The organism is Streptomyces sp. NPDC016562 (assembly GCF_043076955.1).
In the GTDB taxonomy this organism is placed as follows: domain Bacteria; phylum Actinomycetota; class Actinomycetes; order Streptomycetales; family Streptomycetaceae; genus Streptomyces.
On sequence record NZ_JBIBRZ010000002.1, the window covers coordinates 1,631,975 to 1,645,746 of the forward strand.

Consider the following 13,772-nt stretch of genomic DNA (forward strand, 5'->3'; position numbering starts at 1 on the left):
CGCGTCGAAATCTCCACCGCTCGCTCCGTCCCTCGTGAGTCCCAGTCCCATTCTGGGCCTTCTGGAACATTTCGGGATGATCCTCGCGGCCGGCGGCGGCGAAAGCCCACGGAAGGTGGCCGAGAATCACGCTCCGTGTCGGGCGCGCCCGGCCGTCCACGCCGATAGCCTCGGTCCCGGACGGCCCCCACCCGCAGTCCCGGACGGCCCCCACCCGCAGCCTCGGAAGGCAGGTCTCCCATGGTCGGTTCCCAGGTCCCCGTGATCGATCTCGGGCCGTGGCGGTCCGGCGGGGCGCCGGCGCGCGCCCGTACGGCCGCCCGCGTCGACGAGGCCCTGCGCGCGGCCGGATTCCTGCTGGTCACCGGGCACGGGGTGGACCCCTCGCTGCCCGCGCGGATCCGGGACGCCGCCCGCACGTTCTTCCGGCTCCCCGCCGCGGCGAAGGAACCGTACGCGGTCACGGTCGGCGACCGGGGCTGGCTCGGCCCCGGGGCCGAGGCCAACAGCTACGCGGAGGGCGAGCCCTCGCCGCCCGACCTCAAGGAATCCTGGTCCTTCGCGGCGGACGAGCCCACCGGTGACCCCGCCGTCGACGCCGAGTGGTTCCGGCCCAACGTCTGGCCGGCCGAGGTGCCGCAGCTGCGGCCGCTGGTGACCGAGTACCTGGGGCTGATGCGGGCCCTGTCCGACGAGCTGCTGGAACTGCTGGCCAGCGCGCTCGGGCTGGACCAGGACCACTTCACCCGCCACACCTCACATCCCACCTGGGGGTTCAACCTCAACTGGTATCCGGGCGCCGAGACCGTGGGCCCGCCGCTGCCCGGCCAGTTCCGCATCGGGGCGCACACCGACTTCGGCACGGTCACGGTCCTCGACCGCCAGCTCGGCTCCGGCGGGCTCCAGATCCACACCGATGCCGACGGCTGGCAGGACGCGCCCTACGATCCGGCGGCGCTCACCGTGAACATCGGCGACCTGATGGCACGCTGGACGGGCGACCGCTGGCGCGCGGGCCGCCACCGGGTACTTCCCCCGCCCGGCGACGCGCCGGCCGAGGAACTGATCTCGCTCGTCTACTTCTACGAGTGCGACCCGCACACCCGAGTGGAGTCCCTGCCCGCCCCGGTCGGCCGCGTGGTGCACCCGCCCGTCGACTCCCACGCGTACCTGCGCGGCAAGCTCGACTCGATCGCCGTGCATCAATCGTCCTGACTACGACTTCGGAATGACCGGCGGGCCACCGGAGGCCGCCCGCGGTCTGACGCGTCGTCCCTCCCACAGCTGACGACCCGCCAACAGGGCGCGCCTAGCGTGGCGTTCATGACACGACGACGAACGGCAGCCGCTTCACTCACCCTGCTCGCCCTCCTCCTGCCCGCCCCGCTCGCCGCCGCCGGCACCGCGTCCGCCGCCGGGTCCCCGACCACAAACCGGAGCGCGGACCAGACCGCGGACCAGACCGCGGACCTGAGCGCCGAGAGCCGCCGCGCGGCCGTGCACCTCGCGCGCCCCACCGGTCCTTTCGCGGTCGGCCAGGAGGACCTGCACCTGGTGGACCACAGCCGCACCGACCCCTGGGCCGGGTCGGGCCCGCGCGAGCTCATGGTCACCCTGCGCTACCCGGCGCGGCGCGACACCGGCAGGACTGCGCGCTACCTCACCCGCGAGGAGGCCCGGCTCCTGCTGGTCGACCGGGGACTGGACCAGGCGATCCCCGCCGAGACCCTGGCCGGCGTCGCCACCCACGCCCGGCCCGGCGCCCGCCCCGCAGGGGGCCGCTACCCGCTGATCGTGCTCTCTCCCGGATTCACCGTCCCGCGCGCCACCCTCACCTCGCTCGCCGAGGACCTGGCCTCGCGCGGCTACGTCGTCGCCGCGGTCGACCACGCGTACGAGAGCGTGGGCACCGCCTTTCCCGGCGGCCGCGTACTGACGTGCCTGGCCTGCGAGAAAGCCGATCAGGCGGGCGGGACGGGGACGGTCGCCGTCACCCGCGCCCGCGACGTGTCCTTCCTGCTGGACCGCCTCACCGGCCCGCGCGCGGCCTGGCGCCACGCCGGAATCATCGACGCGCACCGCATCGCGATGGCGGGGCATTCCCTCGGCGGCGCCTCGGCGGCCACCGCGATGGCCGCCGACCCGAGGATCCTCGCCGGCGTCAACATGGACGGCGGATTCTCCGCACCGGTCGCCGACGCCGGTCTCGGCGGCCGCCCCTTCATGCTGCTCGGTGCGCAGGCCCGGCGCCCCGGCGGTAACAAGAGCTGGGACGAGACCTGGCCCCGGCTCGACGGCTGGAAGCGCTGGATCACCTTCGACGGCTCCGGCCACTTCTCCTTCTCCGACTTCCCGGCGATCGGCGAGCAACTGGGCCTCCCGGACCCCGAGGTCCCGCTCCCCGGGGGCCGCTCCGTCGAACTGACCCGGCGCTACGTCGGCGCCTTCTTCGACCAGCATCTGAAGGGCGTACCGCAGCCCGTCCTCGACGGGCCGTCCGCCGACGCGCCGGAGGCCCGCTTCCACACCGAGGTCGGACAAGGGGTGTCCTAGGGGACCACCGTGACCGGGTGGCGTACGACGGCGTCGAAGAGGTAGCCCTGCGTGTTGTGGGCCGACGTCTCGGGCTGCGTCCGCCCGGTCGCGTCGGTCGCCCGCGCCAGCAGGGCCGTCGCGCCCGTCACCCGCGGGGTCCACGGCACCGACCAGCGCACCCAGCCGCCGCGGCTCGGGGTGTCGTGCACCCGGGCCCGCCGCCAGTGGCCACCGCCGTCGACGCTGACGTCGATACGGGTCACGGGCGCCGCAGCCGACCAGGAGCGGCCGGTCAGCACCCGGGGCCGGTGCACACGGACCGTGGCCCCCAGGTCCAGCTCGAAGGCGCTCTTGAGGGTCTGCCGGGTCACCACCGGACCGCCCTCCGCCGGATGGCCGGGCCCGAACAGCCGGTACATCTCGGTGTTCCACGGCGAGTACAGCGGCTCGGCGCTCACCTCGATGTCCCCGACCCATTTGATGGAGGAGATCCCGACCCAGTCCGGCACCACGAGGCGGACCGGACCGCCGTGGTCCGCGGGCAGCGGCTGCCCGTTCATCTCGTACGCGAGCAGGACGTCGTCCAGCGCCTTCGCCACCGGCAGCGGGCGCCGCACCCGCCCCAGGTTCACCCCGTTCGCGGTCACCTCGTCGTCCAGCCCGCGCGGCATGACGTCGACGGCGCCGGGGGTCACGCCCGCCTGCCGCAGGACGTCCGACAGCCGCGCGCCGCGCCAGCGGGCGACGCCGATCGCGCCCAGGGTCCACGGCGTGCCGGTGACGGCCTGACCCTGCTGCGTGGCGTAGAAGCTCCGGGCGTTGCCCGCGCACTCCAGGAACAGCGTCCGCTCCACCACCGGCAGGGCGCGCAGCCGCTCGTACGAGAACTCCACCGGGCCGCCCGCGAGCCCGTCGCCCCACACCTTCAACCGCCATCGGCCGGGGTCGACGCGCGGGGTGGAGGTGTGGTTGCGCACGAAGAACCGGTCGACCGGGGTGAGCAGGCCGGTGCCGCGCAGGGCCGCGAAGTTCGTCTCCGCGTTCGTGCCGCGGAGGGTGAACAGCTCGGGCGGCAGCGGCTTGAGGATGCCCGGCGCGGCGAGGGCGCCGGGCGCACCTGAGGCCGCGGCTGCGGCCGCCGCGGTGTCCGTGGCGGCGAAGGCCGGGCCGGCGCCCGCGGCCAGTCCCATGGATCCGGCGGCCGCCCCCGCCGCGAACAGCTTGAGCAGGTCACGGCGGTCCATTCCGGCGGAGCGGGCGCGGCCGCGCGCCCACTGCCGCAGGCGCGTGCGGTCGTAGTGGCTCTCGTCCGACAGGTCGTCCGACAGGTCGTGCGGCATGACGCGGTCACTCCTTGGTCGTGGTTCCCGACGGACCGTAGGGGCCCGGGGCGGGCCGCGGATACCTTCCCACCGCCATGGCCACGAATCTGAAACATCCCCGCAACGGCCGATTACCGCTGGTCGGAGGAATTTCGGCAGGATGTGGGGCATGACCGAGATCCGTACCCCCCGACTCCTCCTCCGCCGCTGGACCGACGACGACCTCGTCCCCCTGTCGGAGATCAACGCCGATCCGGAGGTGATGCGCTGGATCGGTGACGGCTCCACCCTCGACCTGGACCAGACCGCCGAGGAGATCGAGCGCTGGGAGGAGGAGTGGGACGAGGAGGGCTTCGGACTCTTCGCCGTCGAACTCCTCGCCTCGGGCGAGCTGATCGGCGTCGTCGGCCTCTCGGTCCCCGAGTACCTGCCGGAGGCGCTGCCGGACATCGCGATCAGCTGGCGCCTGGGACGCCAGTACTGGGGCCAGGGTTACGCCTCGGAGGCCGCCCAGGCCACCCTCGAGTTCGCGCTCCAGGACCGCGGTCTCGACCGGGTCATCGCCATCAACCGGTCGGGCAACGACGACTCCGAGAACGTGATCCGCAAGCTCGGCATGGTGCTCGAACGCGACACCACGGAGCCCGAGCACCACTACCTCCTGCAGATCCACGGCATCGACCTCACCGAGTACGAGGCCTGACACGGCTCCGCCGGGCACATCGGCCGATCGGTTGACCCGGGGGTCCCCCGGACCGCTCGGGCGCTCCGGCCGGCGGGCTGACCGGCCTGGGACCCCTACGCGGCGAGCATGGACGGGGGAGCGGGAGGACGTACGCCGTCCTCCCCGCCCGGAGCCGAGAGGGACACCATGAACGCGCACGATGCACTGCTCCTCGACGCGGCCCGGCGCGGCGACGCGCAGGCGGTCGGCGCGGCGCTCGCCGCGGGGGCCGCCGTCGAGACCCGCGACGACCGGCTGCGCACGCCCCTGCTGCTCGCCGCGCTCGGCGACCACCTGGCCGTGGCCGAGCTGCTGCTCGCCGCCGGAGCCGACCCGAACGCCGCCGATTCCCGCGGGGACAGCGCCTGGCTGGTCACCGGAGTCACCGGCAGCGTCCGGATGATGCGCCTGCTGCTGCCCGCCGGACCCGACCTGAAGCAGCCGGGCCGCTTCGGCGGGACCTCCCTCATCCCAGCCGCCGAGCGGGGTCACACCGCGTACGTGCGGGCCGTGCTCGACGAGACGGACGTCGACGTCGACCACGTGAACCGGCTCGGCTGGACCGCCCTGCTGGAGGCGGTGATCCTCGGCGACGGGGGCCCGCGCCACGAGGAGGTCGTGGCGGCGCTGCTCGCGGCGGGAGCCGACCCCCTACGGGCCGACCACGACGGGGTCACCCCGTACGAGCACGCCGCCCGCCGCGGTTTCGACGGCATGGCGCGACTCCTGCGGGCGGCCGGGGGCGCCGGGGCAGACGGTGATGCCGGGGCTACCGGTCCGGGCAGTGTCACCGCGACCGCCGGGACGCCCGCCGTGGCTCGCGGCGCGGGGGAGCGGCCGGTGAAGCGCCGCGCACGGGGCGCCCGTACCGCCCTCACGGGGCTCGCCGCGGCCCTGCTGCTCGCCGCCTGCACGCAGGAGGGGACCGCCGCGCCGAGCCCGGCGCCGTCCGCGGCCTCCCCGCTGCCCGCCACCGCGCCGACACCGGACGGGCTGCTCCTGACCGCAGACTTCGGCGCCGACACCGTCACGTTCGTGGACCCGCGGCGCGGCGCAGTCGCCTCAGTCACCGTCGGCAGGGCGCCGTACGGACTGGCCGTCGGCCCGGACGGCCGGGCGTGGGTGGCCACGGCCGAGGGCGTCGCCGTCGTCGACACGCGCACCCGCGTACGGCTGGCCCTCGTCCCCCACCGCACGGACACCGGCCCGGTCACCGACGGCGAGTACCGCGGCGGCGGCATGGGCATCGCGCTCTCACCCGACGGCGCGAACGCGTACGTCGGGGTCAACGTGCCCGGCGCCCACGGGGTCCTGGAGGTCATCGACACGGCGCGTCCGCAGGTCACCGCCGTCGTACCCGTGGGCCGGCGCCCCTTCGACGTGGACGTCTCCCCGGACGGCGCCGAGGTCTACGTCACCGGCCACGACTCCTTCGACGTCACCGTCGTCGCGGCCGGCTCGCTGCGCACGCGCCGCATCCAGGTCGCCCCCTACGGAACCGAGGGCGGACTCGGCTCCTGGCTCAAGCCCCACTACACGGCCGTCCGCCCGTCGGACGGGATGCTGCTCCTGCCCTTCGAGGGCGAGCGGCTCGCGGTGGTCGACCCGCGGACCGGCCGCACCACCGTCGAGCCCATGACCGCCGACACCCACCAGCACGGCGTCACGCTCACGGCCGACGGCCGGCTCCTGGTGGTCGGCACCGGCGCGGTGGAGCCGGGCGAGGGCAACGGCCCGTCCCTGACGGTCCGTTCACCGGACGGCGCCGAGCGGGTGTATCCGCTGGAGGGCCCGCACGAGGACGTGGCCGTGTCCCGCGACGGCCGCACCGCCTACGTCACGGGCGGCTACACCCGGGACGGCCACTGGAACGGCATCACGGTCGTCGACCTCGACACGGGCGCCACCCGCCGCCTCCCGGCGGGTACGCGGCCGCTGGGCGTCGCCGTCCTCTGAGCCCCGCTCAGGCGGCTCCCGTACGCGGGGCCTCGGCGGCGTGGCCCGCGCGGATCGCGGCGAGGGCGGCGCGGTGCAGGGCGTCCGGGGCGCCGTGGTGGGGCACCGGGCTGCCCGTGAGCGTGTACCACTCGTCGGCGTCCTTGTACTGGACGTCGAACCGGGCCAGGTCCCCGGCCACGGCCGTGGTGCGCAGGGTGAGCGGGCCGGTGATGACGCCGACCTCGTCGGTCATGGCCCCGCCCGGCCCGGCGAGCACCTCGTCCTGCCACTGCTCGTGGCGCGCGCCGGTCATGAGGAGCAGGTGTCCAGCATCGTGGTGAGCATCTTCTTCTCCGGTTCGGTGACGGTCAGTCCGTAGACGGATTTGACGGTGGTCCAGGCCCGCCCGTACTGGCACCAGCTCGACTTGTCCGGCGGCTGCCACAGGTCGGGGCTCTGGTCGCCCTTCGAGCGGTTCGAGGCGGCGGTCACCGCCAGCAGTTGCGGGTGGGTCATGTCGTTGGCGAAGGCCTTGCGCCTGGCGGCGTCCCAGCCGGCCGCGCCGGAGCGCCAGCCCTCGGCGAGGGGCACCATGTGGTCGATGTCCATCTTCGCCGCCTCGGTGACGACCACCCCGTCGTAGAGGCTCTTCCAGGTGCCGGAGACCGCCCGGCACTCGGCGTCCCGCGTGACGTCCTTGCCGTCGCGCTCCAGGACGACCTCACGGGTGTCGCACTTGTTGCCCTGCTGGGCCCAGTGCGCGAACTTGTCCCGGCTGTACCCGGCCATCGTGCCGACCGGCGCCACCTTCAGCGCGGCCAGCCGCGTCCGGGCCTCGGCCGTGCCCACCATGCCGGGCAGCACGTCCCCGCCCGCCGGTCCGCCACCGGCCGGGGGCGCCGACCGCGGGCCCGAGGCCTTCGGGTCCGGGGAACCCGGCGCCGACGGATCGGAACAGCCGGCCACCGCCACCGCCAGCAGCAGCGTGGCCGCGACGGCCGCACCGCGCACCCGTATATGACGTCCCATAACCCCACCCCGAGCCGGTACCGCTCCGCACACCGTCGGGGAGAGCGTACCCAGAACCGGACAATCAACCGGCCGACGACCCGGCGACGGGCATTGTCAGTGGCTCTCGCTAGTCTCCCGACATACCGCAGCTCAGGGGGGTTTGGCCCCCCTGTCAGGGCTGCGCGGAAGCGGATCGGTACATGCGGGAGGGGCACGGCTGATGGTGGCATGGCTGGCGGCGGGCGAGGCGTACGAGATCGCCCTCGTGGAGGGACGGGTGGCGGCGAGGGCCGCCACGGGCCGGGCGGCGGGGCGGCAGTTGAAGACCCTGCCCAAGGCGCTGAAGGACCATCCCGAGGTGGACCGGCTGCGCCGGCTCGCCGCATGGCTCGACCGGCACGAGGCGGCCTGCCTCGCGCAGGTCGACAGCTGGATGGTGTCCTCGCTGCCCGTGCCGACCGAGCTGCTCGCCCGGGTCTGGCCGGACGAGGCCTGGCGCAGCGCCCTGCGCGACGTCGCGGTCGTCGGTGACGACCCGGACGAGGTGGGCTTCCTGCGGGACGCCACCGCCTCCGGTGAGCTCAAGGTCGTCAACCTCGACGGTGAGACCGTACGGCTCTCCCCGCGCACGGTGACCCTCCCGCACCCGGTGCTGCTGCCCGACCTGGACGACGTACGGGAGTTCGCGGCGGAGCTGGGCATCGTGCAGCGGGTCGAGCAGATCCACCGCGCCACCTGGCAGAAGCCGGCCGGCCTGTCCGCCACCGCCACCGAGGTCCGCGACTACGCGGGCGGGGTCTTCCCCACCCGCTTCGGCCTGGCCGCCCGGGCGACCGGCCTCGGCTACCGGGTCTCCGGGGGCTACGCCACCTGCAAGGTCCGCGACGCGGGGCCCGGCACGGAGGCGGCCGTCTGGATCGGCGAGCCCTACTACGAGGACGAGACGAGCACGGGGGCCCTCAACTGGCACGACGAGGACGGCCGGACGGTGCCCCTGGCCCAGGTCGGACCGGTGGCCTGGTCCGAGGGGATGCGGATGGCCGCCGCGCTGTACGCCGGGCGCACGATCGAGGAGGGCCGGAACGCATGACCGGCACCGACACCAGCACCGAGAACACGACCGAGACCAGCGCCGCGCCCAGCACCGAGACGAACGACGAGATGAAGACCGACGCGATGACCGACGACGTGACGACCGACGATGCGGCCGGCCAGGCCGAACTGCTGCTCAAGGCCGGCGCCGTCCTGCCGCGCGGCACCACCGGCGCCGGCCCCACCGCCGTCGACCTGACCGCGCGCACCTACCGCCACCCCGGCCTCGGCGAAGACCGCGTCGTCGTCCGGCTCACGGCCGGTGAACTGGGTGAGGCCGAGGACCTCGCCGCCGGCTTCCTGGGGCTCGTACGGGACGAGGGCGAGCCGCCCGTCGTCGGCCTGACCCGGCGCCAGGCGCTCGGCTTCCCCGAGTGGGTCCTCGTGCACCACCCCGAGGACGGCCACCACGCCCTCGCCGTCGTCCCCGAGCTCGACCGGATCGCCCGGCAGGCCAAGACCAAGCCCAAGGCCGCCCTCGACGACTGCCTCGAACTGGCCGGCCGCCTCGGCGCCTCCGTCCCGCACTTCCTGCCCGTCTTCCACGAGCAGGCGGCCCGCGTCTTCCTCGGCGTCGAGAACACCACCTACGCCGCCCAGCTGTTCGGCCGCGCCCGCGCGGCCGAGGCCGAGCACGGCCTGAGCGTCGACGAGGACCGCCTCGACGCCGTCTTCCTGGAGTTCGCCCTGGCCGGCGCCCTGCCGGTGAAGGTGCTCACCGGCTACGGCAAGGCTCTGTCCGGCCGCGTCACCCCCGCCGAGGCCCACGACCGCTTCCGCCGCCTGTGCGTGCGCCGCACCGCCGGCGGGCTGCCGCCCTCCGCCCAGGCCGCGGTCGAACTGCGCCGCCTGGCCCGCGCCGCGGGCATGACCGGCACCGAGTCCGAGCAGGAGTACCTCGCCGAGCTGCTGCCGCTGCCCGCCACCCTGCGGGCTCCCGTCGGCTGGTGGAAGGCGCACCGTACGGCTCTCGTGGCGCTCGCCCGCCGCGTTCCCGCCGTACGCGGCACGCTCCTCGGGCTGACGCCGCCCAGCGGGGGCGACGGGGCCGAGCTGACCGACCTGTGGCTGGAGGTCTTGGAGGAGTCCGGCGCGACCGCCGGGCTGACCTGCGCGGACCTGCCCGACGAGGAGCGCTGCCCCGACGGTGCGGCCGGCTGGCTGGAGCGCTTCCACGCCGCCCGCCACAGCGGCTGGGGCCCGCGCCCCACGCCCGCCGCGCTCCTCGACCTCGTCGAGCGCTGTGCGCCCCGGCTGCGCGCGGAACTCGCCCGGCCCGGGCGTGAGCCGGGCCTGCGGGTGGGGGTCGAGGACGCCGACCTCCTCGACCTGCTGCTCAGCCTGGAGATCCCCGTCGCCGACCCCGACACCGAGGAGAAGAGCTATCGGCACGGCCAGCTCAACCTGACGGACTGGGCCGGCGCCGAGCAGCGCCGCGACCTGCTGGCCATCGCCGCCGACGGGCGCTTCCACCCCGCGTTCCACCACGCGCTGAACTGCCTCGGCCACGACGGCCACGACGTCATCCGCCGCGTCGCCGCCTCGCCCGGCGGCCGGCCCGTGCTGACCGAGTGGGTGCGCGGCGTGGCCCGCGCCTCCACCGCCGCCGGCCTGCCCGGCGTCCCCGACGCCATCGCCCGCCTGACCTGGCTGCCCGCCGAGGCACTTGAGCTCGCCCCCGACGAGGTGGCCGCCGCGGCCGCCGCCGACCTCGGCGAGACCCTGGCCCGCACCCTGCGGGGCGGCCTCTTCGAGGAACTGACCTGGCCCGCCTGGGAAAGCACCGTCGCCGACCTGGCGACCGCCCACCACCGGCACGGCCTGACCGTCGTCGAGGCCTGGCCGTACCTGATCGTCGCCAACTCCCACCAGGTCCGGGTCATCGACGCCGACTCCACCGTCCTCACGCACGACCTGCGGGTCCCCACCGGCTCCGAGTACCGCTACGGGTTCCACTACGTCGACGGTGAACTGCTGGTCTTCTGGAGCTCCTGGAGCTCCAACGAGACGCAGGGCTATTGGCACACCGCGCCCGGCTCGGTCTTCAGCCTCGCGACCGACCGCGCCCACTGGCAGCTGCGCTCCGAACACCTCAGCCTGCCGCTCCCGGACGGCGGGCGCACCACCGGCGGCGGCGTCCTGCACCGCGGTGACACCAAGCTCCCGGACGAGCGGCCGATGCTGTGCGACGGCGCCTCGTACTGGGTGTGGCAGGAGCGCGACCGGACCGCCGAGGGCGCGGAGCGCGGCTGGCGCGAGTACGACCCCGCCACCGGCGACCTCGGCCGGTACTCCCTGCCCGGCGCGCTGTCCGGGGCTCTGGCAGGAGTCCTGCCCGGAGCGCTGTCCGCAGCCCTGGCCGGTCCGGTGGACGGGTACCCGGTCGACGCCACCTCCGTCGGGTCCTCCTGCCGGCTGCGGCCGACGCCCGCCGTACCGGGCTCGGTGCTCGGTGCGCCCGTCGGCGGCCTGCTCGGCTGGCGCACCGCCCGCATCCCCGGCCAGGGCTGGCGGGGAGCCGACACCGGCGGCCGCACCGTCATCGTCCCCGAAGACGGCACCATGCCGCTCGCGGCGCTGACCTTCCCGGGCGACGACCGGCCGCGCGCGCTGTCGAACCGCTACCACGAGCTGACCATCACCGACCCCGACGGGGTGATCACCGCGCAGGCGCGCGACGACGACCGTCGCACCGGTGCGGTGGAACTCCCCCCGTTCTCCCACTGGTACGCCCTGCGCCCCCGCGACCCGGAGGGTTCGGCCGCGCTGCGCACCGCCGACCGGGAAACGGTCGGCGCCCTGCTCAAGGCCGCCGCCGCGGCGCCCTCCGGCAACCTGCCCGCCCTGGTGAGCGCGGCCCTGCCCCGGGTCACCGCCCCCGAGCTGATCGGCGGCATCGTCGAGGTCCTGCGCTTCGCCCTCGTCCAGCAGGAGGCCCTCGACGGGGTCGCCGCCCGGCTGCGGCAGGACGCCGAAGCGGGGCCCGGCACGCAGGGCCCGTCCGACCACCTGATCGACCAGGCACTGAGCGGACTCACCGGCACCGGTTACTACCGCCAGGGCGCACCCACCGACGTCGCCCACCGCTTCCTGCGCGAACTCGCCGCCGCGAGCGCCGACACCGGGACGGTCGAGGTACCCGGCAGGCTGCACTTCGACGTGCCCGCCCTGCCGCACTCCGCCCTGATCTGGACACCCCTGCTCGACCAGCCCGCCGCCGCTGCCTACCGTGCGGTCGCGGTCGCGACCGGCGAGGAGGAACGCGCCGCCGTCCTCAGCCTGCTCCGCGCGATCGACGCGCTGGGCCTGGCCAGCGCCGAGGGATCCGCGGACCACTGGCGCCGGGTCTTCGTCCGCCTCGACCAGCGCCACCTGCTCGCCCCCGACGGAAGCGCACGCGACCTGCACCGGCGCGCCGTGCTCCCGCTCGGCGGCGGCGCCGTCCTCGCCACGACCGAGCACAGCGAACCCGTCACCGATGGCCACGAGTTCGGCGCCCTGCTCCACGACCCCACGGGCCGCTTCACCGTCCCCGGCCCGTACACCGTGCGCGGCGCCTCGCCGGTGGGCGACCCGCAGCGCGGCCACGACTGGCTGTCCCGCCTCCTCACCGAAGCCGCCGACCGCGGCCCGGCGCCCTTCTTCCCCGGAGCCGCCGACGAGTTCGCCCGGCTCACCGGGGTGCCCGCGGCGCTGGCGCGGCTGGTGGTCGCCGGTCTGCCGTGCATCGAGACCCCGTGGAGCAACTTCCTCACCCCCGAGCTGCGGACCCTCCTCGGCGTCAAGGTCGCCGCCGCCGACCAGGCCCGCGACGAGCTCGCCAGGCTCGACACCGTCGTCCGCCGGGCCGTCGTCGCCGCACTGCTGCCCGCCGACCCGGCCCTCCTGTGGACCGAGGGCCCCGACGCGGCGGCCGCCGCCGACGTGTGGAACCGGCGCGTGGGCCGCCGTACGCCCGTGCCCGAGTGGCTGCTCACCGAGGCCTCGCGGGTGATGCGTACCGGATGGCCCGTGCCCCGCGCCCTGTCCGCGCTCCTCGACCCGGCCGCCTCCCGGGAGCTGTCCGTCGACGTCGCGTGGACGGTGAAGGGCGACCGCGCGGAGCCCCGCGAGCCGGCCACCGACCCCTTCACCTCGGCGGTCCTGACCGGCGCCACGGCGATGATGGCCTGGCTCGCCCACCGGCTGCCCGCGGGCGATCCGCTACGAGCGGCCCTGCCGCCCGCGCTGACGGCCGTACGCGAGCGGCTCGCCGCCCCCGAACTGCTGCTCGCCGGCGAGCACTACGCGCGGCTCTCCGACTTCCGCAAGGCGGCGGGCACCCCGACCGAGACCGGCGAGGGCTTCGAGCGGTACGGCGCGGTGATCATGGCCACCCACGACGACCAGCCCCAGCCCGCGCTGCGCCCGGCGCTGCTCGACTCCACGGGCTCGGACCCGTACCTGGCGGTCCTGCGCGGCGACGACCAGCGGCCCTCCGCGGTCGAGACGGCCCTGCGCGCCGTCCACGACCCGCGCTTCGCCGCCCTGCTCGCCGACCCGGGCGCACCGGCGGCGGGCGCCGCCGACCCGGACGGCACCTGGTGGCCGCAGGACCCGAGCCGGTCGGTTCCCGAGCTGGTGGCGCAGGTGGGCGCCGAGTACGGGCTGGGCGCGGACGCCGCCGCCCTGTACCTCGCGCTGCTCGCCATGCCCGACCCCACCGACCGCAACACCGCGCGCTGGACCGGCTGGAAGCCCGCCCGGCTCAAGGCCGCCCGCGCCGAACTGGCCGCCACCGACCTGGTGGTGTCGGCCGAGCGGAGCCGGGCCGGGCGCTCGCTGTTCCTGCCGGGCGGATGGGCGGAGCGGCCTTCCCCGGCGCTGCCGGTGGAGCAGTGGAAGCTCCCCATGTACGGCCACACCCAGCGCGGGCCGCTGGTACCGGCCGAACCGGCCGCGGAGCTCTACCGCCGGGCCTGGCAGCGGGTCCGCGAGGGCGACGTACCGCGCTTCGCGGAGCTCAAGGTCAAGCGCACCCGCAGGCGCTGACAGGCGGGGCCGCGGGGGGGGGGGGGCGCGGCGGGGGGCGGGGGCCGCCCCGCCCCGCCCCCCCCCCGCCGCGCCCCCCCCGGCCCCCCCACCACCCCCCCCCCCCCCCCCCCGCGGGC

At 75.5% G+C, this 13,772-nt stretch carries 9 protein-coding genes and 1 pseudogene; 7 read left to right on the forward strand and 3 right to left on the reverse strand.

The genetic code is table 11. The features are described from left to right. Nucleotides 1-240: 240 nt before the first annotated feature. Nucleotides 241-1,215 (forward strand): isopenicillin N synthase family dioxygenase, encoded by a 975-nt coding sequence (locus tag ACF059_RS15100; RefSeq protein ID WP_392056489.1) that lies wholly within the window; start codon nucleotides 241-243, stop codon nucleotides 1,213-1,215. Nucleotides 1,216-1,323: 108 nt separating this feature from the next. Continuing rightward, nucleotides 1,324-2,553, forward strand: a complete 1,230-nt coding sequence (locus ACF059_RS15105) for an alpha/beta hydrolase family protein (RefSeq protein ID WP_392056492.1) — start codon at nucleotides 1,324-1,326, stop codon at nucleotides 2,551-2,553. On the opposite strand, the gene ACF059_RS15110 is transcribed toward ACF059_RS15105, so the two are convergent. Continuing rightward, nucleotides 2,550-3,875, reverse strand: coding sequence for a sulfite oxidase (locus ACF059_RS15110; protein WP_392056495.1), 1,326 nt, complete (start codon nucleotides 3,873-3,875; stop codon nucleotides 2,550-2,552). The two genes, ACF059_RS15105 and ACF059_RS15110, sit on opposite strands and share 4 nt — an antisense overlap. 151 nt (nucleotides 3,876-4,026) lie before the next feature. Here ACF059_RS15110 and ACF059_RS15115 point away from each other — a divergent pair, with 151 nt between their 5' ends. From ACF059_RS15115 to ACF059_RS15125, 3 genes and pseudogenes are all read left to right on the forward strand, one after another. Next, nucleotides 4,027-4,560, forward strand: coding sequence for a GNAT family N-acetyltransferase (locus tag ACF059_RS15115; protein ID WP_360905227.1), 534 nt, complete (start codon nucleotides 4,027-4,029; stop codon nucleotides 4,558-4,560). A gap of 168 nt (nucleotides 4,561-4,728) precedes the next feature. Beyond that, a pseudogene (locus tag ACF059_RS15120) lies at nucleotides 4,729-5,352 on the forward strand (ankyrin repeat domain-containing protein); the annotation flags it as partial. A gap of 69 nt (nucleotides 5,353-5,421) precedes the next feature. Further along, nucleotides 5,422-6,537: a hypothetical protein gene (locus ACF059_RS15125; protein WP_392056720.1), complete on the forward strand. Its 1,116-nt coding sequence runs from the start codon at nucleotides 5,422-5,424 to the stop codon at nucleotides 6,535-6,537. Between the two features lie 7 nt (nucleotides 6,538-6,544). On the opposite strand, the gene ACF059_RS15130 is transcribed toward ACF059_RS15125, so the two are convergent. Beyond that, nucleotides 6,545-6,832, reverse strand: coding sequence for a hypothetical protein (locus ACF059_RS15130; protein WP_392056498.1), 288 nt, complete (start codon nucleotides 6,830-6,832; stop codon nucleotides 6,545-6,547). Further along, a complete protein-coding gene (locus tag ACF059_RS15135; protein ID WP_392056501.1) occupies nucleotides 6,829-7,548 on the reverse strand; it encodes a DUF1524 domain-containing protein in 720 nt (239 codons plus the stop codon). The genes ACF059_RS15130 and ACF059_RS15135 overlap by 4 nt, the downstream gene beginning before the upstream one ends. Nucleotides 7,549-7,753: 205 nt before the next feature. Between ACF059_RS15135 and ACF059_RS15140 the strand changes: the two genes are divergently transcribed. Together ACF059_RS15140 and ACF059_RS15145 are read left to right on the forward strand one after the other, a co-directional pair. Next, nucleotides 7,754-8,620, forward strand: a complete 867-nt coding sequence (locus ACF059_RS15140) for a DUF4132 domain-containing protein (protein ID WP_392056723.1) — start codon at nucleotides 7,754-7,756, stop codon at nucleotides 8,618-8,620. A gap of 86 nt (nucleotides 8,621-8,706) precedes the next feature. Continuing rightward, complete coding sequence (locus tag ACF059_RS15145) at nucleotides 8,707-13,653, forward strand: DNA-binding protein (RefSeq protein WP_392056726.1); 4,947 nt, start codon at nucleotides 8,707-8,709, stop codon at nucleotides 13,651-13,653. Nucleotides 13,654-13,772: the final 119 nt, after the last annotated feature.

Bases quoted from the DNA above. Each gene is read 5' to 3' on its own strand.
- ACF059_RS15100 (WP_392056489.1), top strand. From the start codon at position 241: ATGGTCGGTTCCCAGGTCCCCGTGATCGATCTCGGGCCGTGGCGGTCC.
- ACF059_RS15105 (WP_392056492.1), top strand. From the start codon at position 1,324: ATGACACGACGACGAACGGCAGCCGCTTCACTCACCCTGCTCGCCCTC.
- ACF059_RS15110 (WP_392056495.1), bottom strand. From the start codon at position 3,875: ATGCCGCACGACCTGTCGGACGACCTGTCGGACGAGAGCCACTACGAC.
- ACF059_RS15115 (WP_360905227.1), top strand. From the start codon at position 4,027: ATGACCGAGATCCGTACCCCCCGACTCCTCCTCCGCCGCTGGACCGAC.
- ACF059_RS15130 (WP_392056498.1), bottom strand. From the start codon at position 6,832: ATGACCGGCGCGCGCCACGAGCAGTGGCAGGACGAGGTGCTCGCCGGG.
- ACF059_RS15135 (WP_392056501.1), bottom strand. From the start codon at position 7,548: ATGGGACGTCATATACGGGTGCGCGGTGCGGCCGTCGCGGCCACGCTG.
- ACF059_RS15145 (WP_392056726.1), top strand. From the start codon at position 8,707: ATGACCGACGACGTGACGACCGACGATGCGGCCGGCCAGGCCGAACTG.